20 protein-coding genes and 1 pseudogene are annotated in these 21,306 nt (G+C 63.4%); 15 read left to right on the forward strand and 6 right to left on the reverse strand.

Features of this window, described 5'->3' with window-relative positions; translation table 11 throughout:
* Positions 1-3: 3 nt before the first annotated feature.
* The 5 genes from otnK (at position 4) to pcaF (ending at position 5,419) form a co-directional block, all read left to right on the forward strand.
* On the forward strand, positions 4-1,317 hold the full coding sequence (gene otnK, locus OKW29_RS09610; RefSeq protein ID WP_429290883.1) for a 3-oxo-tetronate kinase: 1,314 nt from the start codon (positions 4-6) through the stop codon (positions 1,315-1,317).
* Positions 1,314-1,976 carry an aldolase gene (locus OKW29_RS09615; RefSeq protein ID WP_429290884.1) on the forward strand — a complete coding sequence of 221 codons (663 nt, stop codon included), beginning with the start codon at positions 1,314-1,316 and terminating at the stop codon, positions 1,974-1,976. Before otnK ends, OKW29_RS09615 begins: the two co-directional genes overlap by 4 nt.
* A gap of 61 nt (positions 1,977-2,037) precedes the next feature.
* Entirely contained in the window at positions 2,038-2,838 is an 801-nt protein-coding gene (otnI, locus tag OKW29_RS09620) for a 2-oxo-tetronate isomerase (RefSeq protein WP_429290885.1), read from the forward strand.
* Between the two features lie 33 nt (positions 2,839-2,871).
* The gene (gene denD / locus OKW29_RS09625) at positions 2,872-3,852 is read left to right on the forward strand and encodes a D-erythronate dehydrogenase (protein WP_429290886.1); all 981 of its coding nucleotides are present in this window, start codon (positions 2,872-2,874) and stop codon (positions 3,850-3,852) included.
* A 364-nt stretch (positions 3,853-4,216) separates the two neighbouring features.
* The gene (gene pcaF / locus OKW29_RS09630) at positions 4,217-5,419 is read left to right on the forward strand and encodes a 3-oxoadipyl-CoA thiolase (protein ID WP_184039328.1); all 1,203 of its coding nucleotides are present in this window, start codon (positions 4,217-4,219) and stop codon (positions 5,417-5,419) included.
* 143 nt (positions 5,420-5,562) lie between these two features.
* On the opposite strand, the gene dmeF is transcribed toward pcaF, so the two are convergent.
* Together dmeF and OKW29_RS09640 are read right to left on the reverse strand one after the other, a co-directional pair.
* Positions 5,563-6,480 (reverse strand): CDF family Co(II)/Ni(II) efflux transporter DmeF, encoded by a 918-nt coding sequence (gene dmeF, locus OKW29_RS09635; RefSeq protein ID WP_429290887.1) that lies wholly within the window; start codon positions 6,478-6,480, stop codon positions 5,563-5,565.
* 6 nt (positions 6,481-6,486) lie between these two features.
* On the reverse strand, positions 6,487-6,762 hold the full coding sequence (locus tag OKW29_RS09640; RefSeq protein WP_026226594.1) for a metal/formaldehyde-sensitive transcriptional repressor: 276 nt from the start codon (positions 6,760-6,762) through the stop codon (positions 6,487-6,489).
* Positions 6,763-7,004: 242 nt separating this feature from the next.
* Between OKW29_RS09640 and OKW29_RS09645 the strand changes: the two genes are divergently transcribed.
* The 3 genes from OKW29_RS09645 to OKW29_RS09655 all read left to right on the forward strand — a co-directional run bounded on the left by OKW29_RS09645 (position 7,005) and on the right by OKW29_RS09655 (position 9,243).
* Complete coding sequence (locus OKW29_RS09645) at positions 7,005-7,583, forward strand: hypothetical protein (RefSeq protein WP_429290888.1); 579 nt, start codon at positions 7,005-7,007, stop codon at positions 7,581-7,583.
* A 272-nt stretch (positions 7,584-7,855) separates the two neighbouring features.
* On the forward strand, positions 7,856-8,809 hold the full coding sequence (locus OKW29_RS09650) for a hypothetical protein (RefSeq protein WP_429290889.1): 954 nt from the start codon (positions 7,856-7,858) through the stop codon (positions 8,807-8,809).
* Between the two features lie 125 nt (positions 8,810-8,934).
* Complete coding sequence (locus OKW29_RS09655) at positions 8,935-9,243, forward strand: hypothetical protein (protein ID WP_429290890.1); 309 nt, start codon at positions 8,935-8,937, stop codon at positions 9,241-9,243.
* A 159-nt stretch (positions 9,244-9,402) separates the two neighbouring features.
* Here the strand turns inward: OKW29_RS09655 and OKW29_RS09660 are convergent.
* Positions 9,403-9,936, reverse strand: a pseudogene (locus OKW29_RS09660) (transposase domain-containing protein); the annotation flags it as partial.
* Positions 9,937-10,211: 275 nt separating this feature from the next.
* Here OKW29_RS09660 and OKW29_RS09665 point away from each other — a divergent pair.
* Genes OKW29_RS09665 through OKW29_RS09675 form a run of 3 tightly spaced genes read left to right on the forward strand, consistent with a single transcriptional unit; the run spans position 10,212 to position 11,651 of the window.
* On the forward strand, positions 10,212-10,652 hold the full coding sequence (locus OKW29_RS09665) for a hypothetical protein (protein ID WP_429290891.1): 441 nt from the start codon (positions 10,212-10,214) through the stop codon (positions 10,650-10,652).
* Complete coding sequence (locus OKW29_RS09670) at positions 10,652-11,215, forward strand: lysozyme (RefSeq protein ID WP_429290892.1); 564 nt, start codon at positions 10,652-10,654, stop codon at positions 11,213-11,215. Before OKW29_RS09665 ends, OKW29_RS09670 begins: the two co-directional genes overlap by 1 nt.
* Entirely contained in the window at positions 11,199-11,651 is a 453-nt protein-coding gene (locus tag OKW29_RS09675) for a hypothetical protein (protein ID WP_184073327.1), read from the forward strand. Before OKW29_RS09670 ends, OKW29_RS09675 begins: the two co-directional genes overlap by 17 nt.
* Before the next feature lie 248 nt (positions 11,652-11,899).
* On the opposite strand, the gene OKW29_RS09680 is transcribed toward OKW29_RS09675, so the two are convergent.
* Positions 11,900-12,475 (reverse strand): TetR/AcrR family transcriptional regulator, encoded by a 576-nt coding sequence (locus tag OKW29_RS09680; RefSeq protein ID WP_429290893.1) that lies wholly within the window; start codon positions 12,473-12,475, stop codon positions 11,900-11,902.
* Between the two features lie 131 nt (positions 12,476-12,606).
* Positions 12,607-14,067, reverse strand: a complete 1,461-nt coding sequence (locus OKW29_RS09685; RefSeq protein WP_429290894.1) for an efflux transporter outer membrane subunit — start codon at positions 14,065-14,067, stop codon at positions 12,607-12,609.
* Positions 14,068-14,143: 76 nt separating this feature from the next.
* On the opposite strand from OKW29_RS09685, the gene OKW29_RS09690 reads away from it, so the two are divergent.
* The 4 genes from OKW29_RS09690 to OKW29_RS09705 all read left to right on the forward strand — a co-directional run bounded on the left by OKW29_RS09690 (position 14,144) and on the right by OKW29_RS09705 (position 19,939).
* On the forward strand, positions 14,144-14,761 hold the full coding sequence (locus OKW29_RS09690; protein WP_184039356.1) for a TetR/AcrR family transcriptional regulator: 618 nt from the start codon (positions 14,144-14,146) through the stop codon (positions 14,759-14,761).
* Positions 14,762-14,844: 83 nt separating this feature from the next.
* Positions 14,845-15,960 carry an efflux RND transporter periplasmic adaptor subunit gene (locus tag OKW29_RS09695; RefSeq protein WP_429290895.1) on the forward strand — a complete coding sequence of 372 codons (1,116 nt, stop codon included), beginning with the start codon at positions 14,845-14,847 and terminating at the stop codon, positions 15,958-15,960.
* Positions 15,957-19,097, forward strand: coding sequence for an efflux RND transporter permease subunit (locus OKW29_RS09700; RefSeq protein ID WP_429290896.1), 3,141 nt, complete (start codon positions 15,957-15,959; stop codon positions 19,095-19,097). Before OKW29_RS09695 ends, OKW29_RS09700 begins: the two co-directional genes overlap by 4 nt.
* 35 nt (positions 19,098-19,132) lie before the next feature.
* Complete coding sequence (locus tag OKW29_RS09705; protein ID WP_429290897.1) at positions 19,133-19,939, forward strand: oxidoreductase; 807 nt, start codon at positions 19,133-19,135, stop codon at positions 19,937-19,939.
* Positions 19,940-19,955: 16 nt separating this feature from the next.
* On the opposite strand, the gene OKW29_RS09710 is transcribed toward OKW29_RS09705, so the two are convergent.
* Positions 19,956-21,176, reverse strand: a complete 1,221-nt coding sequence (locus OKW29_RS09710) for a sensor histidine kinase (protein ID WP_429290898.1) — start codon at positions 21,174-21,176, stop codon at positions 19,956-19,958.
* Positions 21,177-21,306: the final 130 nt, after the last annotated feature.

The following is a 21,306-nucleotide window of genomic DNA, read 5'->3' on the forward strand; positions in this document are numbered from 1 at the left end:
GTCATGACGGCTCAAACGAAACCCGCGCTGCTCGGCTGCATCGCCGACGACTTCACCGGCGCCACCGATCTCGCCAACATGCTTGTGCGCGGTGGCATGCGCACGGTGCAGACGATCGGCGTGCCCACCTCCAACGCAGCGCTCGGCGCCGACGCGCTCGTCGTCGCGCTGAAGTCGCGCACGATCCCGGCCGCCGACGCGGTCGCGCAATCGCTGGCCGCGCTCGCCTGGCTGCGCGCGCAAGGGTGTCGGCAATTCTTCTTCAAGTACTGCTCGACCTTCGATTCGACCGATGCGGGCAACATCGGCCCGGTGACCGATGCGTTGCTGAATGCGCTGTCCACCGAGTTCGCTGAGCGCGCGTCGTTCACGATCGCGTGCCCCGCGTTTCCCGAGAACGGCCGCACCATTTTTCGCGGTCATCTGTTCGTCGGCGATGCGCTGCTCAACGAGTCGGGCATGGAAAACCATCCGCTGACGCCGATGCGCGACGCGAACCTCGTGCGCGTGCTGCGGCGGCAAACGCAATCGAAGGTCGGGCTCGTGCGTTACGACCAGCTCGCGCAAGGCGATGCGGCCGTGCGTGCCGCATTCGCCGCGTTGCGCGCCGACGGCGTGCGCATCGCGATTGCCGATGCGGTGTCCGACGCCGATCTGCACACGCTCGGCGCGGCCTGCGCGGATCTCGCGCTGATCACCGGCGGCTCCGGCGTCGCGCTTGGTTTGCCCGCCAACTTCCGGCGCGCGGGTCTGCTCGGCGAGCAAACCCATGCCGCGCAATTGCCGCGTATAGAAGGTTTGTCGGCGGTGCTCGCGGGCAGTGCGTCGACGGCGACCAACGCGCAGGTCGCCGCCTGGTGCGCGACACGGCCCGCGTTCCGCATCGATCCGCTCGCGGCGGCGCGCGGCGAGGACGTCGTCGGCGAGGCGCTAGCGTTCGCACAACAGCGCTTCGTGCACGCGGAACCGGTGCTGGTCTATGCGACCGCATCGCCCGACGAAGTGCAGGCCGTGCAGCGCGAACTCGGCGTCAACGAGGCCGGGCATCTGGTCGAGAAGACGTTGGCGGCGATTGCGCGCGGTCTGCGCGAACGGGGAGTGCGCAAGTTCGTCGTCGCGGGCGGCGAGACTTCGGGCGCCGTCGTGCAGGCGCTCGACGTGCGCATGCTGCGCATCGGCGCGCAGATCGATCCGGGCGTGCCGGCCACGGCGACGACCGAAGCGGAACCGCTCGCACTCGCGCTGAAATCCGGCAATTTCGGTACCACCGACTTCTTCGACAAGGCGCTGCGCCATCTCGACGGAGCCGCGCAATGAGCGACGCACCGGCACTTCACACCTGCGCCGAAGCGCGCGTTCGCGAGGAAATCTGCGCGGTCGGCGCGAGCCTGTATCAGCGCGGCTATACGGTCGGCAGCGCCGGCAACATCAGCGCGCGGCTCGACGACGGCTGGCTGATCACCCCGACCGACGCGTGCCTCGGCCGCCTCGATCCCGCCGAGATCGCGAAGGTCGACGCAAACGGCCACGCGGTGTCGGGCGGCAAACCGTCGAAAACGCTGGCGCTGCATCGCGGTATCTATGCGCGCAACGGCGAGGCGCGCGGCATCGTCCATACCCATTCGACGCATCTGGTCGCGTTGACGCTCGCGGGCGTGTGGAGCGAAGCGGACGTGCTGCCGCCGATCACACCGTACTACGTGATGAAAGTGGGCCACGTACCGCTGATTCGCTACGAACGCCCGGGTGATCCCCGAGTGGCCGCGCAGATCGCTGCGCTGGCCGATCGGGTGCGCGCGGTGTTGCTCGAACGTCTGGGGCCGGTAGTGTGGGAGCGCTCGGTCGCGCACGCGTCGTATGCGCTCGAAGAACTCGAGGAGACCGCGCGCCTGTGGCTGATGACGAATCCGCGGCCCGCGCCGCTCGACGCCGCCGCGATCGATGAACTCCGTGCCGCGTTCGGCGCGCGCTGGTAGCAGCGCGCATTGCCGATGAACGCCGCGCACCGTATCGCACTGTCTTGAAGGAGTTGCCACCATGCCTCGCTTCGCCGCCAATCTGTCGATGATGTACAACGAGCACGCGTTCCTCGATCGTTTCGCCGCCGCCGCGCGCGACGGCTTCAACGCGGTCGAATTCCTGTTTCCCTACGAGTTCCGCCCGGGCGAGCTGAAGGCGCGGCTCGACGCGCATGGCCTTACGCAGGCGCTGTTCAATGCGCCACCCGGCGACTGGAGCGGCGGCGAGCGCGGCCTTGCGTCGTTGCCGGGCCGTGAGGACGAGTTCCGCCGCGGCATCGACACGGCACTCGAGTACGCGCGCGTGCTCGGCAATCGCAAGCTGCATGTGATGGCGGGGTTGATCGCCGGCGATCAAGCGGGCGAAACGCAGCGCAAAACACAACGCGACGTGTACCTGAACAACCTCGCCTATGCCGCGCGGACCGCGCAAGCCGAACAGATCACGGTCGTCATCGAGCCGATCAATACGCGCGACATGCCCGGCTATTTCCTCAATCGACAGGACGACGCGCAAGCGATCTGCGCCGAAGTCGGCGCGCCGAATCTGAAGGTGCAGTTCGATTGCTATCACTGCCAGATCGTCGAGGGCGATCTCGCGATGAAGCTCAAACGCGATATGGCCGGCATCGGTCACATCCAGGTTGCGGGTGTGCCCGAGCGGCACGAGCCCGACATCGGTGAGCTGAACTACCCGTACCTGTTCGATCTGATCGATGCGCTCGGCTACGACGGCTACATCGGCTGCGAATACCGGCCGCGCGCGGGGACCTCGGCGGGGCTTGGCTGGCTGAAGCCTTATCTCGATGCGGGGCGTTGACTCTTTCCGACAACCACTGACGCACACGTAACCATGAAAGTATTGATCACCGGCGGTGCCGGATTTCTCGGCCAGCGTCTCGCGCGCGAGCTGCTCGCGCGCGGCGCGCTGAAAGATGCGCACGGCGCATCGCAAGCGATTACCGGGCTCGTGTTGCTCGACGTCGTGCGCGCACACGATTACGGCGATGCGCGCGTGCGCACCGAAGTCGGCGATATCGCGGAGCGCAGTGTGCTCGAACGCGTGATCGACGATCAAACCTCGGCGATCTTTCATCTCGCTGCGATCGTCAGCAGCCAGGCCGAGGCGGACTTCGATCTCGGCATGCGCATCAATCTCGATGCGTCGCGGCTGCTGCTTGAAATCTGCCGGCAGCGCGGGCACCAACCGCGCGTCGTGTTCACCAGTTCGGTCGCGGTCTACGGTGGCGATCTGCCTGCAGTCGTGCAGGACGACACCGCGCTCAATCCGCAGTCGTCGTACGGCGCGCAGAAGGCGATCGCGGAGCTGCTGCTCAACGATTATTCGCGGCGCGGTTTCGTCGACGGCCGCGTGCTGCGGCTGCCGACCATCAGCGTGCGGCCGGGGCGGCCGAATGCGGCGGCGTCGTCGTTCGCGAGCGGCATCGTCCGCGAGCCGCTCAATGGCGAGGAGGCCGTGTGTCCGGTCGCCGGTTCGACGCGGCTGTGGTTGCTGTCGCCGCGCAAGGCGATCGAGAGTCTTATCGCCGGCCTCGAACTCGATGGCGCCGCGCTTGGCAAGCAACGCGTGCTGAACCTGCCGGGCTTGTCGGTCAGCGTCGACGAGATGATCGCGGCACTGCGCGAGGTCGCGGGCGAGGCGGTCGCGAACCGCATTGTGCGGCAGCTCGACGAGCGCATCGAGAAGATCGTCGGCAGCTGGCCCGGCGCGTGGGATACGTCGCGCGCCGAACGGCTCGGGCTCGCGACCGAGCGCAGTTTCGCGGACGTGATTCGCGGCTACATCGCCGATGAAGGAATCGAAGTTCGCTGAAGATCGCCCCCTCCGCGTATTCCCTGGTGTCGCTTGGCACGGCTGCGGCCGTGCTTGACATGCTTTCGCGCCCCCGCCTATTATCGAGGCTGTTTTGTTCGATATATGACCTTGTGTTCGTATATAGAACATGAGGCGGGGCGAAGAAGGGGCGGCAGCCGTATCGGTCGTCAATCCCAAGCCCATCGTTCACGATCCTGCGCTAAGCTGCTCCGATGTGACGGCCGCCGCGCCGCCGCCGTTTTGCAGCCTCCCGTCCGCGGCCGTTGGCCCTCGGGCCGATGCCTCGGCGCATCGAACCGGCGTCATCGGTGCAAGGCCGGCCGAGGCGCAGCGCACGCAGCATCTCAACTGGAGACATCCCATGACCGAAGCATTCCTGTGCGACGCGATTCGCACCCCCATTGGCCGCTATGCGGGTTCGCTGTCGTCGGTGCGCGCCGACGACCTGGGCGCGGTGCCGCTCAAGGCGCTGATGGAGCGCAACAAGAACGTCGACTGGACCGCGATCGACGACCTCATCTACGGCTGCGCCAACCAGGCCGGTGACGACAACCGCAACGTCGCGCGCATGTCGCTGTTGCTCGCGGGTCTGCCGAAGGACGTGCCGGGCTCGACGGTCAACCGTCTGTGCGGCTCGGGCATGGACGCGGTCGGCATCGCCGCGCGCGCGATCAAGTCGGGCGAGGCCGCGCTGATGATTGCCGGTGGCGTCGAAAGCATGAGCCGCGCGCCGTTCGTGATGCCCAAGGCGACCAGCGCGTTCTCGCGTCAGAACGAGGTCTACGACACGACGATCGGCTGGCGTTTCGTGAATCCGCTGATGAAGAAGCTGTACGGCGTCGACTCGATGCCGGAAACCGGTGAAAACGTCGCGACCGACTACAACATCAGCCGCGCCGACCAGGACGCATTCGCGCTGCGCAGCCAGCAGAAGGCGGCGCGCGCGCAACGCGACGGCACGCTCGCGCAGGAGATCGTCGGCGTGACGATCGCGCAGAAGAAGGGCGATCCGATCACGGTCATGCAGGACGAGCATCCGCGCGAAACGAGCCTCGAAACGCTCGCGAAGCTGAAGGGCGTCGTGCGTCCGGACGGCACGGTTACGGCCGGTAACGCATCGGGCGTGAACGACGGCGCGGCGGCGTTGCTGCTTGCCAATGAAGAGACCGCGAAGCGCTTCGGCCTCACGCCGCGCGCCCGCGTGCTCGGCGTGGCCACCGCCGGCGTCGAGCCGCGCGTGATGGGCATCGGCCCGGCACCCGCCACGCAGAAGCTGCTCGCGCGTCTGGGCATGACGATCGATCAGTTCGACGTGATCGAACTGAACGAAGCGTTCGCCTCGCAAGGTATCGCGGTGCTGCGCGCCCTCGGCGTCGCCGACGACGATCCCCGCGTGAACCCGAACGGCGGCGCGATTGCGCTCGGCCACCCGCTCGGCATGAGCGGCGCGCGTCTGGTGACGACCGCGACGTATCAGCTGCAACGCACGCAGGGCCGCTTCGCGCTGTGCACGATGTGTATCGGCGTCGGCCAAGGCATCGCGATCGCGATCGAGCGCGTGTGATGCGTGAACTGGTTTAGCGCGAGACTTCGGTCCCCGCGCTAGGCGGGTCTCCGCGCAAGCTGAATAGTAAAAAGCAGAAGGGCCGGCGTCGAGACACGCCGGCCCTTTGTTTTTATCGCGCCTTGTTGCGCCGGGCGCAGGCGTTATGACGCCGCTTCGACGGTCAGATGCATGACCTCATGCACCGGCGCGAGCCGCGCGCGGATCGTCTCGGCCGTAACGCCGCCATGCGTGCGCACACTGACGATCGCCGCTCGCGCCTCCGGGCCGATCTGCCAGACGTGCAGGTCGGCGATCTCGGCGTCGCCGTGCGAATCCAGGATTTCGCGGATTTCGCCGGCCACGTGCTCGTCGGTTCTGTCGAGCAGCACGCCGGCCGTGTCGCGCATCAGCGTCCATGCCCAGCGCGCGATGACGATTGATCCGACGATGCCCATCAGCGGGTCCATCCAGACCCACCGGAGATAGCGGCCGGCCAGCATGGCCACGATCGCCAGCACCGAGGTCAGCGCATCGGCGAGCACGTGCACATAGGCCGAGCGCAGGTTGTTGTCGGACCCATGCGCATGGTCGCGATGATGGTGATGATCGTGATGCCCATGGTGCGCATGGCCGCCCGACAACAGCAGCGCGCTGACGATGTTCACGACCAGCCCGATCGCCGCAATCACCGCGGCCTGCCCGAACGCGACACCGGTGGGATGAACGAGCCGGATCGCCGATTCGATGCCGATGCCAAGCGACACCAGCGCGAGAATCAGCGCCGAAGCGAAGCCGGCAAGCTCGCCCACTTTTCCCGTTCCGAAACTGAACGCGCGGTTTGCCGAGTTGCGTCTCGCGAACGCATACGCGAGCGCGGCAATGCCGAGCGCGCCGGCATGCGTCGCCATGTGGAAGCCATCGGCGAGCAGCGCCATCGAGCCGGTCACGTAACCGGCCGCGATTTCGCCGATCATCATGACAACGGTGAGCGCGACGACGAAGCGGGTCCGGCGCGCGTTGTCGTCGTGCGAGCTGCCGAGAAACGAGTGCTCGTGTTTGCGGATCAGATGGTCAGTCATACAAACTTACTTCGAATAGCGGCGGATTGCGCCGATCAATGCATCAACTCCCTTCTTGCGCTGGCTGGCCGTCAGGTCCGGATGCGCGACATGTTCGCGCGCGTGCGCCTCGACGATCTCGTCCAGCAGGCCGTTCATTGCGCCGCGGGTCGCGGCCACCAGGTGCAGGACTTTTTCGCAATCGGCGTCCGACTCCAGTGAACGCTCGATAGCCTGAACCTGGCCCGCGATGCGACGAACGCGCTTTAATAAACCGTCTTTGTGTGTGCTCAGATGTGCCATACATATACCCCCTATAGGTATATAGGATAGCACGGTACTGAGGTGGCGTTTCTGATGGCTGTCGGCGGCCATGCCGACGCATACGTCGGCAAATCGTTCGCGTCATACTGTTGGCCGTGGTCGTCCTGTAGACGCGGAGTTCATGACGCCGGGCACGAATGCTGCGTAGCACGAAGCGATCGCGCTCGACGCGCATGACCGACCGTCGAGCCGTATTGATCCCTTGCAGGAGGAGAACGCGGATGAAAACAGCGACGATAGCTGCAGCATTGGTCATCGCGGTGGTGGCCGCGGCCCCGCCGGCGCGAGCGCAGGACGACATGGCGAGCACCGCGCAAGCGGTGCTCAGCGCGGCGCAGCCGGTGCATATGACGGCGGAGATCGTCGCCATCGATGCGGGCAACCGCTCGCTGACATTGAAGGGCCCGCATGGCGACGTCGCGATCGTGCTCGTCAGCCAGCAGGTCGCCGGTTTCGATCAGCTGAAGATCGGCGATCGCGTCGACGTGCTGTACAAGAATGCGTTGCTCACCAAGGTCGAGAAGGCAAGCAGCGCGGGCAAGGGGATTCGCGAGCGGGTCGACCGGCGGAGCTATGCGCCGGCGTCGGGCGGGTACGAGTCGGCGCGGCAGACCGAGGTGCTCGCGACCGTGCTGAAGATCGATCGCAAGCAGCGCCTCGTGACGCTGCGCGGCGCGTATCAGACCCAGACCTTCGAAGCCGCGCCCGACGTCGATTTGAGCGACGTGAAGGTCGGCGACACCGTGCATGCGGCGTTCGTGCCGGCCGCCGCGGTGCAGGTGACGCCGGTCGGGCAGTGAGCGGCGGGGGCCGCAGTCGATTCCGGCGGCCGCATCTGTTTCGCAATCTATGTCGAAATATGTCGCGGCTCCCGCCGAATGCCCGCAAAACCTTGCCTGGCGGGCCCGCGTCGCGGTGAAACAGCGCGACATATGTTCCGTGATGATTTCCGCGATGTGTCCTTCTATAGTCCGTTCGTCGCCACGCGGCAGTGACGCAAGTGGCCCGAATCCAGCAAGGACATACCGTGATAAATCGTTCATTCGCAGGTTCCGAGAGGGTCTGCGCCAGCATGGCGCGAGGCGCGCTGCGCAAGGTGGTGTTCGGCGCGGCCGCCGCCGTGCTCGCGCTCGGCAGCGCATCGGCGTTCGCGTGGTCGGGTCACGGCACCGCGTACACGTCGCGCGGCGTCTATAACGGTTCGCACTACGGCTCGTGCGGTGGCGGTAGCTGCTCGCATGCGGGCAGCGTGGCCGGCCCCTATGGCGGCTTTGCAAGCAACACTGGCACAGTTACGCGCACGGCGCCCGGCCAGTTCTCGAACTCGGGTACCGCGACGGGCCGCTACGGCAACTCGGTGCAGCACTCGGGCGACACCAGCTGCGCGGGCGGCTCCTGCTCGCATAGCGGCACGCTGACCGGTCCCGACGGCAAAACGGCGACGACGTCCGGCGACGTGACGCGCACCGCGCCGGGCCAGTATTCGTCGTCGGGCTCGATCACCGGGTCGAACGGCAATACGGTCAATCATTCTGCGTCGACGAATTGCGCGGGTTCGACCTGCGCGCGCTCGGGCACGGTGACGGGTCCGGACAACAACAACGTCTATCACTCAGGCACCGCGACGCGGGTCGCGCCCGGCGTCGTGACGACTTCGACGAGCGTGACCGGCACGCAAGGCCACACGGTGACGTCGAGCGGTACGGTGGTAACAGGCGGGGTGGTGGTCGCGGGCGGGACCACGACGGCGACCGGTACGACCGTGGTCGTTGCGCCGAAGCCGGTGGTGGTCGTGGCGCCGCCCCCGCCGGTCGTCGTGCCGCCGCCGGTCGTGTACGTGCCGCCGAAGCCCGTCGTGGTGACGCCTCCGCCGGCCTATGTTCCGCCGCCGGTGGTGGTCGTGGCGCCGCCCCCGCCGCCGGTCGTCTACGTCGCGGCGCGTCCCGTGTATGTCGCGCCGCGGGTTGCGGTCTGGGTGCCGGGCCATTGGGTCGGGCGCGTGTGGGTGCCGGCGCATTGGGCCTGACGATGAGCGCGGCGATGAGAATCAGAACCTGCGTAGAATCGTGGCGCTCACGTCGCGCCGCGCGGTGCGACGCGATGTGCGAAATGGCGGGCTCGTGTCCGCCATCTGCTGAGGCGGAGCGTCACTTGCGAGCGCAAAGGGCTGCGCGGGGCGCGCTCCGCAAAACGGTCGCGCTCGCGACGATCGTCGTGGCGACGTTGCTGGCGATCAACGCAGTCATCGACGCCAACGACGCCAGCGACGACCTTCGCGCGAACCCCGACGCCGGCGCGGCGAGCGACTGTTCCGCGCGCTACGCCGCGTTGCTCGATCTGGCCGAACTCGCGCGGCGTGACGGCAAATCGTCCGAGGTGGTCGTGCGTGGCTTGAGCCAGCAGAACGGGGCAATGAGCGAGTGCATACCTGCAGGCCGGGTCAGACCTGCACCGCCATGACATTGAACGCGGCCGCGTCAGATCGCCTTCCAGAAAAATCGCGGCGGGGATCGGATTGAACACGTAGGCGTCGATGGGCATCGAATCCCAGCGATGCGTAGAGGCCGAGCGCCGCTTGCATCGTCGGCAGCGTGTGAGACGCATGCGGCGATAGCCCGGCACCAGATGCGTGGCAAGCGCGGTGAGCGTAACCGCGCGCAGTTGGGGGTAGCTACCACTGCGGCCATGAGCGGCGGCAGAGGCGCCGAAATGTCTGCGGTTGGCGGCGCTGTCGGCGGGGCGCAGCGTGGTGCCATCCATCGCGAACAGCGAGAATCCCTTGAAGAGGTATCGGTCCTGATCCTGCGCAACCCAGTTTCTAGCTGATTCGTGAAACAGCCACGCCAGTGGCGTCACGCCGACGCGCTACCGCGCCTGGGTGATGGCACTCCCGCTGACAAACGACGCATCGGCCACAGGTAACGCAAGGTCCAGTTCATCGACGACCTCGCTGATTGACTGGTGTCGGTACAGCGCGAGCGCGATCACCAGCCATACGACCTGTTGCGGGGGAAGTCGACGCCGACGCACGCTGGCACTGCCACTGGCCTGCACTGCAGACTCGATCCATTCGTACGGCAGATGCTGGCCCAGCCGTCCCCATGCGAGGGGCGGCCGTGATTTGACAAGAAGGCGCAGATCATCAACCAGCATTGCGATGCAAATTAACATCGCCACGCCCCGTTTACAACTACTTTGCGCAGGAAACAAAAACGCCGTTCAGTCGCTTAACTGAACGGCATTAGGGCTCAATGCCGCCATTTTTGTTGGGCCGTGATATCGGAAAAATGCACTGAATGAGATGCTCGGAATCATCAGAATCGCAAATATTTGTCAAAATGGTTTTATCTCAAATTAAGGTCGTTGACCGTGTCGTGTGTTAGATGGTTAATTCTTTGCCTGTGTTCTGGAAAATCAGCAGAGGTCAAATGGGACAGCAGAAACAGGATGAAACCGGCGGCAAGGAAGAGTGCCAGCTTTGCCGTATCACCTATTCAATCTACTCAAATTTCCCGCCAATGCCGTTCGCCATGGCGCTGAACGCCGAAACCGGCGAATGGTTTCCGTTCGATAGGCTGAAGTCGTATTCAAACGGTTACGACATGGCCGCAGCCCTGGGTTACGCATGGGCGTGCGACTGTCGCGGGAAGGCAGCGCCAGCGCTAACGTCGAAGGATCGCATTCACGACGAACAATACACACTCAAAGATAGTGACGGGCGCGTTATGCCCGACACGTATTACACGGTTCGTCTGCCGTCCGGTTCGCTCGTCCACGGCGTAACGGATGGTCTGGGATGCACTAAGCGCTACAAAACAAACGGCGCTCCATCCATACATATTTATCTTGGTCACAGAGAGGAGGCGTAATGCCTGACGCACCTGGAACAGCGGTAACGAATACAAATCCGGATTCCAATATGGTGGTCCAATCCAGACGACTAGGCAAAGCCTGGAAGATATCGCGACAAGGGATAACTTTCATTGCAGGCTGGGAAGCTTTCATGCCGCATATATATGACAATGACGGGGCTGGTAAGGGAGGTAATGCAACTGTTGGATATGGGCATCTGGTTCATATGGGGCCAATATCTGGTGCGGCGTCTGAAGCGCCGTTTCGTAATGGCATAACAATTGCTGAGGCACGAGAATTATTGCTGCTTGATCTTGAATACCCGGAGCGCATTGTAAATAAAAAAATTCACGTGCCACTATATCAGTTCGAGTACGACGCACTTGTTTGCTTTGTATATAATCTTCCAAGTGGTAATGCTGGCTTGTTGAATCTTGTTAACTCGGGTCATTATGACCGCGTGCCGGCAAAATTTTTGGAGTACACGATGGCCGGTGGTGTGCGTCCGCGTGGACTGATCAAGCGACGTCGCTCAGAAGGTAGTCCTTTCAAAGAAGGAAATTATGACCACAGCCATTAAAGCCATCGTGGCCGTATTAATTGTATCGGCATCTATTTCCGTGTTTGCGGATACGTCATGTGAAGAAAAGGCAAAAACGCGAAACGATTTTCTTGCCTGCACTAACGCCGACACAGAAAAAATTCTCGCTGACGCAGAGAAGCTGTATCGAGGCATCAGGAAGATCACGACGGGAGATAAACAAATTGCTCTAGACAAGAATTTTGAGGTATGGAATGAAAAAATATCATCGGACTGTACTTTAATCGCTTATTCGTTTAACGAATGGAGTGATCGCTATGCTCCTGATACTGGTTTTCAGGTTGCGGAATGCCGGTTGAAGATCGCGTCGCAGGAAATGGAATTCTATAAGTGGCTGGCTTGTCCTGGAGATATGGAAACATCAAAAATTCCAAAATGTGCTGCGATCAATAAATTACTTCGAAGAAGTCAGTAGAAAGGATTGCGAGAGTGACGCAATGAATTTGTGTCGACCTCTATCCAATAAATACGGGTTGAACGACCCGTTTCGACGGGACCATTTAAAGGCAGGTCATGCAGGCAAGCGGCACCACCACGACTGGGCATACGCGACATCGCCGATGAACTCGATGCCGGTGAGCACGAAGCCGTTAGGCCCCATCCAGCTAATTTCAACATCGTGCAGCGGCGGCAGTGGCGGCCAGTCCGCCGCGCAAGATCAAACTATGTTTCAGTCAGGACTGGTGCATTGCAGAACATCTTTGTCAAAACGTTGCTCAAAATCGCTTCGGCCGAAGCGTTCGACAGATCATTGGGCATCGTCATGTTGAAGTAGAGGATGCCGTCGATCAATGCGATAACGGCGAGCGCGTGGTCGGCGAAAGGGCCCGGCAACTGTATGTTGAGGCGCTCGCATAACTGCTCAATGAAGTACGCGATCATGTCGCGCTTTTGCAGGCATAAGGCACTCACATGTTGTCGGAATTTCGCGTCACGCATGGCATGCAAACGTGCCTCAGCCCAGATGATGTAGTTGTTGTCGTCGCGATAGCACTGCGCGTACAACAAGGTGAGCTGCACTTGCAGGTCTTCGCTGGACGGTGCGGCGTCTCGCAGCTTCTGCAAGTTTTCTTGCATGTTCTGGTGATCGAGACGGAGCAGTTCGACGAATAGATCGCTCTTGCTGCTGAAGTTCGAGTAAAACGCGCCGCGGGTATAGCCGGCCTGGGCTGCGATATCCTCCACGCTAGTCGCAGCAAACCCTTTTTCGGCGATGCTCGACGCTGCTGCGTCGAGCAAGCGCCCGCCGGGTTCGCTCGCGGCTTTCTGCTCGCGTCATTCGTTTGTGTGGCATGCGGCAAAGCGCCCATATGGCAAAGAACGATGGCCAAAATCCACGCTCCTGGCAAATCGTTGGGTGCGTAGGGTTGCTATTTGATGGCGACCGCTTCGGATTCGCGAGGTTGCCATCCGCCACCGAGCGCCTTGAAGGCAGCAACGGCTGCGCGTGCGGATTCCGTTTGCGCCTGCACCCGCTCATCGGAGGCGCGTAGCAGGTTGTCGTCGGCCTGCAGGACTTCGATCAGGCTGACGACGCCTTTTTGATAGGCTGCGAACGAGGCCGCTCGAGCGCGACCGAGCGAATCCACTCCCTGGGCGAGCACCGCGGCCTCTTGCTCGCGCTTCACGAGTGCCGAGAATGAGTTCTCGACGTCTTCGGTTGCATGAAGCGCGGCGAGCCGATACGCGGCCAGCATTTCCGCCTGCTGCCCCTTGGCCTGCTCGATCTGCGCATTGATGCGGCCGAAATCGAACAGACGCCAGCGCAGCCCCAGCACGCCAGCGGCCTGATTGGCGCCGGTACTGAACAGGTTGCCGCTGGCCACCGAGGTGGCGCTGCCGAGCAGTCCACTGAGCGACACCTTGGGGTAATACTCGGCGATGGCCACGCCGATGCGCGCGTTCGATGCGGCGAGGTGTCGCTCGGCCACGATCAGGTCCGGCCGGCGCCTGAGTAACTCACCCGGCGAACCGGTGGCCGCGATCCGCGGGGCGACCGGGATGTCACCAGCTTCGACCAGTTCGGCTCGATGCGTGCCGGGCTGTGAACCCAGCATTACATCCAGCGCGTTCATCGCTGCATCCAGACCCGCCTCGAGGACCGGGACGGATGCCTGAACCTGGGACAGCGCACCTTCGGCCTGGCTCACCTGAAGGTCGGCCGCCAATCCTTTGCTATACAGGAGGTTGATGGTCGAAAGCAGATCCTGCTGCGTCTGCACCTGCCGCCGGGCAACCTTCAGACGGGCCTGCAATCCACGAATCGTGATGTAAATATCGCCAGTCTGCGCCGCCACTGCCAGGCGCGTGGCCACCGCACCGGCTTCCGAAGCCTGGTATTCGGCAAGTGCGGCTTCCCGCCCGCGACGCAGGCCACCAAACACATCCAGTTCCCAGCTCGCGTTGAAATTAGCCTCGTAATCATTGCCGTAGCGATCGAAACCGGGCGTCGAATTCAGAACTCGCCCCAAGGGGGTTTCAACCGACTGGTAGACTCGCGCCGCCTGCCCGCTGACAGTGCCGGACGGCAGCAGCGCGGCATTCGCCGCGCCAAGTCCCGCGCGCGCCTGCGAGACGCGAGCGGCGGCCTGCGCGAGGTCCAGGTTCTGATCCAGTGCGAGCGTGACGAATCGTGTCAGTTGCGGATCATCGAAACCCGTCCACCACGTGACAAGGTCGGCACTGGCCGCCGCGTGCCGGTGATCCACCGCGGCCTGGCCCTGGAACTGCTCGGGCATGGCTACATTGGGCCGGACATAATCGGGGCCTACAGCGCAGCCAGCCGAGAGACTGGCGGCAATAACCGCGGCAAGGATGGGTTTGGGTAGCATGAGCGTCTTCGCAAGATTCCGGTGGTGACTATAATACCAAATAGTCACTGGTTGTCCATTCCTGTATGCTATACCCATGAAAAAAGCCACCAGTTCCCCCATCCCGGCGCGCGGCCCCGCTGACCACGAGGTACGGGATCAGATCGTTGTCGCCGCCACCGAGCACTTCAGCCGGTATGGCTACGAGAAAACGACGGTCTCAGACCTCGCCAAGGCGATCGGGTTTTCCAAGGCCTACATCTACAAGTTCTTCGAGTCCAAGCAGGCCATTGGCGAGATGATTTGCGCGAACTGCCTGCACGAGATCGAAACCGAGGTCAGGTCGGCCGTCGCACAGACAGATCTGCCACCGGAGAAGCTACGGCGGATGTTCAACGTCTTCACGGAAGCGAGCCTCCGTCTGTTTTTCCAGGACCGCAAACTTTACGAGATTGCCGCATCGGCGGCCACGGAGAACTGGCAGGCGGTGCTTGCGTATGAAGAGCGCGTCCAGAAGTTGCTTCGAGACGTCCTCCAGGAGGGTCGGCAAAGCGGAGACTTCGAGCGCAAAACCCCCCTCGATGAGACTGCGATGGCGATCTATCTGGTGTTGCGCCCCTACCTCAACCCGATGCTCCTGCAGTACAGCTTCGATTACACCAAGGTCGCGCCTGCACAACTGTCCGGTCTCGTGCTCCGCAGTCTGTCGCCTTGATGGAAATCTCGTGTGTGACTATTGACTAAATTGGTCACTAGAACCATAATGAAAGCCCCGATCACTCCGTCAATGGGTCTTTCATGCTCCGGCGTCGCCTTGCTACCTCTACAGTCGTCTGTGCACTGGCACTTGCGCTAGCCGCCTGCGGCGCAAAAGCACCGTCCGATCCGCGCACCGAAGCGCCCCTGGTGCGCACCGCCATTGCTCGGGCGGCGATCCCCGCCTCCCGTTCGTTTACCGGAACCGTCGCCGCGCGTGTGCAGAGCGACCTGGGATTTCGCGTCTCCGGCAAGGTGCTCCAGCGGCTGGTGGATGCCGGGCAAACCGTCAAACGCGGCCAGCTGCTGATGCGCCTCGACCCCATCGATCTGAGGCTTGCCGCGCAGGCCCGGCAGGACGCGGTCACCGCCGCGCGAGCACGGGCGCAGCAGACCGCGCAGGACGAAGAGCGCTACCGCGACCTGCGCGGCACCGGCGCGATATCGGCATCGGCCTACGACCAGATCAAGGCGGCGGCCGACGCCGCCAAAGCGCAGCTCAGCGCGGCCGAGGCTGACGCCGACGTTGCGCGCAACGCGACGGGTTATGCCGAACTGTTGGCGGACGGCGATGGCGTCGTGATGGAAACGCTGGCCGAGCCGGGCCAGGTCGTCAGCGCCGGGCAGCCCGTGGTGCGCCTGGCGCACGCCGGGCGCCGCGAGGCTGTCATCCAGCTACCCGAAACCCTACGCCCCGCAATCGGTTCGGCCGCCCAGGCCACGCTGTTCGGCAACGGCGGTGTTAGCGTGCCGGCGACGCTGCGCCAGCTTTCGGATACGGCGGATCCTCGCACCCGGACCTTTGAAGCGCGGTATGTGCTGCAGGGAGAGCTGGCCGACGCCCCACTGGGCGCCACCGTCACGGTCCAGATTCCGGACGCGCGTTCCGCGGTGCAAGGCGGTTTGCAGGTGCCGATCGGCGCGCTGTTTGACGCGGGCAAGGGACCGGGGGTGTGGGTCATCAACGGCGAGCCGGCAAAGGTTGCCTGGCGGCCGGTTACTGTCGAACATCTGGACGACGATAGTGCTCGCGTCGCCGGTGAGATCAAGCAAGGCGACCGGATCGTCGCGCTCGGCGCGCAGCTGCTGCGCGAAGGCGAGCAGGTCCGGGTGACAAGTCAAGCCGTCGCCATGACGGCCGAGGGAGCCCGTCCGTGAGCGAAGGCCGTTTCAACCTGTCGGCGCTCGCCGTGCGCGAGCGCTCCATCACCCTGTTCCTGATCTGCCTGATTTCACTGGCCGGGCTCGTTTCGTTCTTCAAGCTGGGCCGGGCGGAAGACCCCGCGTTCACGGTCAAGGTGATGACCATCATCACCGCCTGGCCGGGAGCCACGGCGCAGGAAATGCACGATCAGGTCGCCGAGAAGATCGAAAAGCGCATGCAGGAGCTGCGCTGGTACGACCGGACCGAGACCTACACACGGCCTGGGCTGGCCTTCACGACCTTGACCTTGCTCGACAGCACGCCGCCGTCGGAAGTGCAGGAGCAGTTCTACCAGGCCCGGAAAAAAATCAGCGACGAGGCAAATAACCTTCCGGCTGGCGTGATCGGGCCGATGGTCAATGACGAATATGCGGACGTCACGTTTGCCCTCTTCGCACTGAAGGCCAGGGGCGAACCGCAGCGCCTGCTGGTGCGCGATGCGGAGACGCTGCGCCAACGGTTGCTCCACGTGCCGGGCGTGAAGAAGGTCGACATCATCGGCGAGCAGGCGGAGCGGATCTATGTCGAGCTCTCACATGACCGTCTGGCAACGCTGGGCGTGAGCCCCCAGGACGTGTTCGCCGCGCTCAACGGTCAGAATGCCCTGACGCCGGCCGGCTCCGTGGAGACCAAAGGTCCGGAGGTGTTCATTCGCCTGGACGGTGCCTTTGACAACCTGCAGAAGATCCACGACACGCCGGTCGTAGCGCAGGGCCGCACGCTGAAGCTATCGGACATTGCCACCGTCACACGTGGTTATGAAGATCCGGCGACGTTCATGATCCGCAACAACGGCGAACCGGCACTGCTGCTGGGCATCGTCATGCGCGACGGCTGGAACGGGCTCGATCTCGGCAAGGCGCTGGACAGCGAGGTCGGCGCAATCAACGCCGGGCTGCCGCTGGGCATGAGCCTCACCAAAGTCACCGATCAGGCCGTCAACATTCATTCGGCGGTCGACGAGTTCATGCTCAAGTTTTTCGTCGCGTTGCTAGTGGTTATGCTGGTGAGTTTCGTCAGCATGGGCTGGCGCGTGGGCCTCGTCGTTGCCGCGGCCGTACCGCTGACACTCGCGGTGGTGTTCGTGGTGATGGCCGCAACCGGCAAGAACTTCGATCGCATCACGCTCGGATCGCTGATCCTCGCGCTCGGCCTGCTCGTGGACGACGCGATCATCGCGATCGAAATGATGGTGGTAAAGATGGAGGAAGGCTACAGCCGCATCGCCGCCTCCGCCTACGCGTGGAGCCATACGGCCGCGCCGATGCTGGCGGGCACGCTGGTGACCGCCGTCGGCTTCATGCCCAATGGCTTCGCGCGCTCCACGGCCGGCGAATACACCAGCAACATGTTCTGGATCGTCGGCATCGCACTGATCGCATCGTGGGTCGTCGCCGTGGTCTTCACGCCCTACCTGGGTGTGAAGATGCTGCCCGACTTCAAAAAGGTCGAAGGCGGTCACGACGCGATCTACGACACGCCGCGCTACAACCGCTTCCGTCAGCTGCTTACGCGCGTCATCGCGCGCAAATGGCTGGTCGCCGGTTCGGTCGTGGGCCTCTTCGTGCTGGCGATCCTCGGCATGGGCGTGGTCAAAAAACAGTTTTTCCCGATCTCCGACCGTCCCGAAGTGCTGGTCGAGGTGCAGATGCCCTATGGCACGTCGATCTCGCAAACCAGCGCCGCGACGACGAAGGTCGAAGCGTGGCTCGCGAAGCAGAAGGAAGCCAGGATCGTCACCGCGTACGTCGGGCAAGGCGCGCCACGCTTTTACCTGGCGATGGGGCCGGAACTGCCCGATCCGTCGTTTGCCAAGATCGTGGTGCGCACGGACAGCCAGGATGAGCGCGACGCATTGAAGCAGCGACTGCGTCAGGCAGTCGCCAACGGTCTCGCCTCCGAGGCGCGCGTGCGGGTCACGCAACTCGTGTTCGGTCCGTATTCGCCGTTCCCGGTCGCCTACCGTATCTCTGGTCCGGACCCGGACAAGCTGCGCGGTATTGCGGGAGAAGTCGAGCAGGGGATGGAGGCCAGTCCGATGATGCGTACGGTCAATGCTGACTGGGGGACGCGCACGCCCACGCTGCACTTCACGTTGCAGCAGGACCGTCTGCAGGCGGTGGGGCTGACATCCAGCGCCGTGGCGCAACAACTGCAATTCCTGCTAACCGGCGTGCCCGTCACCGCCGTGCGTGAGGATATTCGAACCGTGCAGGTCATCGCGCGTTCGGCCGGCGATGTTCGTCTCGACCCGGCGCGGCTCGGTGACTTCACGCTGGCTGGCGCGAACGGGCAACGCATTCCGCTGTCGCAGGTGGGCAAGGTCGACGTGCGCATGGAGGAACCAATCACGCGCTGGCGGGACCGCGTGCCGACGATCACGGTACGGGGCGACATCGCCGACAACCTTCAGCCGCCGGACGTATCGACGGCGATCACCAGGCAGCTCCAACCCATCATCGCCAGGCTTCCGACCGGCTACCGTATCGAAGAGGCGGGCTCCATCGAGGAATCGGCTAAAGCGACGAAAGCCATGTTGCCGCTCTTCCCGATCATGCTGGCGGTTACGCTCATCATCATCATCTTCCAGGTGCGCTCGATCTCCGCAATGGTGATGGTGTTCCTGACCAGCCCGCTGGGCCTGATCGGGGTGGTGCCGACGTTGATCCTGTTCAGGCAGCCGTTCGGCATCAATGCGCTGGTCGGTCTCATCGCGCTATCGGGCATCCTGATGCGCAACACGCTGATCCTCATCGGACAGATTCACCAGAACGAGCAGGCCGGGCTGGACCCGTTCCATGCGATCGTCGAAGCCACCGTGCAGCGTGCCAGACCGGTGATCCTGACGGCCATGGCGGCGATCCTCGCTTTCATCCCGCTGACCCATTCGGTGTTCTGGGGAACCCTCGCGTACACGCTGATCGGCGGTACGTTCGCCGGGACGATTCTGACCCTGGTCTTCCTGCCGGCGATGTATTCGATCTGGTTCAGGATTCGACCCGAGCGTATCGCCGGCTTGCGCAAAGATCGGCATGAGCAGGTGCAGCCTTCCGAGCAAACGCTGCAGGACGCGCTCGACGCGGACAGTTAAAAAAACACCATCAATTCACCTGAAGGGAGCTGTTCATGTCGAATTCCACTGTTGTCGTTGTTACCGGCGTGTCATCGGGTATCGGACGCGCCGCCGCCGAGAAGTTTGCCAGGCGGGGGTGCCGCGTATTTGGCACCGTGCGCAGCATCGCAAAAGCCGCGCCTATCTCGGGAGTCGAGCTTGTCGAGATGGATGTTCGCAACGATGCTTCGGTCCAGGCTGGAATCCAGTCCGTCATCGATCGCGCCAGGCGAATCGACGTGCTCGTCAACAATGCAGGAACGAGCATGATTGGCGCGGTCGAGGAAACGTCGACTGCCGAGGCCTCGTCTCTGTTCGATACCAATGTATTCAGCATTCTGCGCGCGACACAGGCTGTACTCCCCCACATGCGGGCACAACGCGGTGGAAGGATCGTCAATGTCAGTTCGGTGCTCGGGTTTCTCCCGGCGCCCTACATGGGACTCTATTCGGCGTCCAAGCACGCTGTGGAAGGGCTGACCGAAACCCTGGATCATGAGGTGCGCCAGTTCGGCATACGCGCAACGCTGGTCGAACCGACTTTTACCAGGACCAATCTCGACATCAATGCGCCCCAGGCGGGTTCGAACATCGCCGACTATGACCGCGAGCGTGCCCTTGCAACGAGCGCAGTCGTGAACAGTGTCAAAGGTGCCCCCGAGCCCGAGGGCGTGGCGAACACTATTGTCGAAGCGGCGCTTGGCGCCTGGCGGATGCGTCGCACGCCTGCCGGACAGGCGTCGTTGCTGAGCAAGTTACGCCGCTTTATGCCCGCTGGTCCCGTCGATTCAAGCTTGAGGAATACATTCGGACTTGGTTGAAGCGCTCGTCCACGCATCACATTGCGGCCAAGGTTCGGCGCAGCGGAAACCGGATCTCGAACGTGGTCCCCACGCCCTCGCGCGACGCAAACTCGATCTGCCCATCGAGCACGCGGCATAGCTCCCTGACGATCGCGAGCCCGAGCCCCGTGCCCGGAATCTCGTCGCAGGCCGCGCGCTCGAACTCATCGAATACGCGCTCCGCGTCGGCGGGCGCAATGCCGACGCCGGTGTCGGAGACGCGAATTGCCCAATGTTCGGCGCCATGCATCGCGAACCGGATTTCGACTTGCCCCGACTTCGTGTACTTGATCGCGTTGGTCAACAGATTGACCGCGATCTGCTTGAGCTTCAGCCGATTCGACGTGACGACCGGCAGCGCCGCGTCGAACGCGCTGCGCAACGCAAGCCCTTTCGCCTCGATCGACGGTCGCGTCGACGCGACGAGTTCGTCGAAGAGTTCGCGCAAATCGACGTCTTCGAGCACGAGCGGCGCGGAGTCTCCGAGCACGACCGAGTACTCGACCATCTGGTCGACCAGTTGCTTCATGTCGGCAGCCTGACGGTTCGCGAGCGTCAATGCGGTATCGGCTTTCGACGGCGCTCGCTCGATCAGTTGCAGCGCGACCGAAAACGCGTTGAGGAAATTGCGCAGATCGTGCACGACGCTGCGCGTGATCTGCATCCGCGATGCATATAGATCGCCGACCAGCCGTTGCTCGAGCGTCAATTCGTGATTCGCGCGTTCGAGCCGTCCTGTGTATTCGTCGATCTTGCGATCGCGTTCGGCGACCGCTTCCTTGATCGACTCATACCTGACCACGCTGAATGCTTCGGCGATCAGGCGGCGCGCGCGGCTCTCGTGACGGCGCGTGCACGTCCGGTCGCGTTCGACGAACTCTTCGAGCGCTTCGAAGAGCACCTGCTGAAAGAGGTCCAGTTCGCGCACCAGCTCTTCGATCCGGTAGCCCTGCTGCCAACGGACCTTGCCGTGCTTCTTCGCGTCGCGTTCGATCGACGTTTCGACGCGCTCGAGATCTTCTGCATCGAGCCCCCGGCACAGCTCGTCGAGAATATCCGGCAGATGGTCGGCCAGTTGCCGATAAGTGAGCTTGTCCGCTTCGACGAGATCGGCGTCGGCGGAGACGGCATGCATCCATTGCCGCGTCAGGCCGCCCCGTTCCGCGCGGATGAAGTTGGCGAAGTTGCGCAGCGGGCTCACGCGTCTGTCGGTCATGATGGATACCGGAATGGAGTTTCTACAACATACAACGCGCGAACGGTTCGAACGCCTCGATTTGCGCGGGCACCGCAAACCTGTTTCGCTGGCGATCGGCCAGGCGACCCGATGCGCGCCGGCGACCCGC

This window comes from Paraburkholderia sp. CI3 (assembly GCF_050436505.1).
In the GTDB taxonomy this organism is placed as follows: Bacteria; Pseudomonadota; Gammaproteobacteria; order Burkholderiales; family Burkholderiaceae; genus Paraburkholderia; species Paraburkholderia tuberum.

Bases quoted from the DNA above. Each gene is read 5' to 3' on its own strand.
- otnK (WP_429290883.1), top strand. From the start codon at position 4: ATGACGGCTCAAACGAAACCCGCGCTGCTCGGCTGCATCGCCGACGAC.
- OKW29_RS09615 (WP_429290884.1), top strand. From the start codon at position 1,314: ATGAGCGACGCACCGGCACTTCACACCTGCGCCGAAGCGCGCGTTCGC.
- otnI (WP_429290885.1), top strand. From the start codon at position 2,038: ATGCCTCGCTTCGCCGCCAATCTGTCGATGATGTACAACGAGCACGCG.
- denD (WP_429290886.1), top strand. From the start codon at position 2,872: ATGAAAGTATTGATCACCGGCGGTGCCGGATTTCTCGGCCAGCGTCTC.
- pcaF (WP_184039328.1), top strand. From the start codon at position 4,217: ATGACCGAAGCATTCCTGTGCGACGCGATTCGCACCCCCATTGGCCGC.
- dmeF (WP_429290887.1), bottom strand. From the start codon at position 6,480: ATGACTGACCATCTGATCCGCAAACACGAGCACTCGTTTCTCGGCAGC.
- OKW29_RS09640 (WP_026226594.1), bottom strand. From the start codon at position 6,762: ATGGCACATCTGAGCACACACAAAGACGGTTTATTAAAGCGCGTTCGT.
- OKW29_RS09645 (WP_429290888.1), top strand. From the start codon at position 7,005: ATGAAAACAGCGACGATAGCTGCAGCATTGGTCATCGCGGTGGTGGCC.
- OKW29_RS09650 (WP_429290889.1), top strand. From the start codon at position 7,856: ATGGCGCGAGGCGCGCTGCGCAAGGTGGTGTTCGGCGCGGCCGCCGCC.
- OKW29_RS09665 (WP_429290891.1), top strand. From the start codon at position 10,212: ATGGGACAGCAGAAACAGGATGAAACCGGCGGCAAGGAAGAGTGCCAG.
- OKW29_RS09670 (WP_429290892.1), top strand. From the start codon at position 10,652: ATGCCTGACGCACCTGGAACAGCGGTAACGAATACAAATCCGGATTCC.
- OKW29_RS09675 (WP_184073327.1), top strand. From the start codon at position 11,199: ATGACCACAGCCATTAAAGCCATCGTGGCCGTATTAATTGTATCGGCA.
- OKW29_RS09685 (WP_429290894.1), bottom strand. From the start codon at position 14,067: ATGCTACCCAAACCCATCCTTGCCGCGGTTATTGCCGCCAGTCTCTCG.
- OKW29_RS09690 (WP_184039356.1), top strand. From the start codon at position 14,144: ATGAAAAAAGCCACCAGTTCCCCCATCCCGGCGCGCGGCCCCGCTGAC.
- OKW29_RS09695 (WP_429290895.1), top strand. From the start codon at position 14,845: ATGCTCCGGCGTCGCCTTGCTACCTCTACAGTCGTCTGTGCACTGGCA.
- OKW29_RS09705 (WP_429290897.1), top strand. From the start codon at position 19,133: ATGTCGAATTCCACTGTTGTCGTTGTTACCGGCGTGTCATCGGGTATC.
- OKW29_RS09710 (WP_429290898.1), bottom strand. From the start codon at position 21,176: ATGACCGACAGACGCGTGAGCCCGCTGCGCAACTTCGCCAACTTCATC.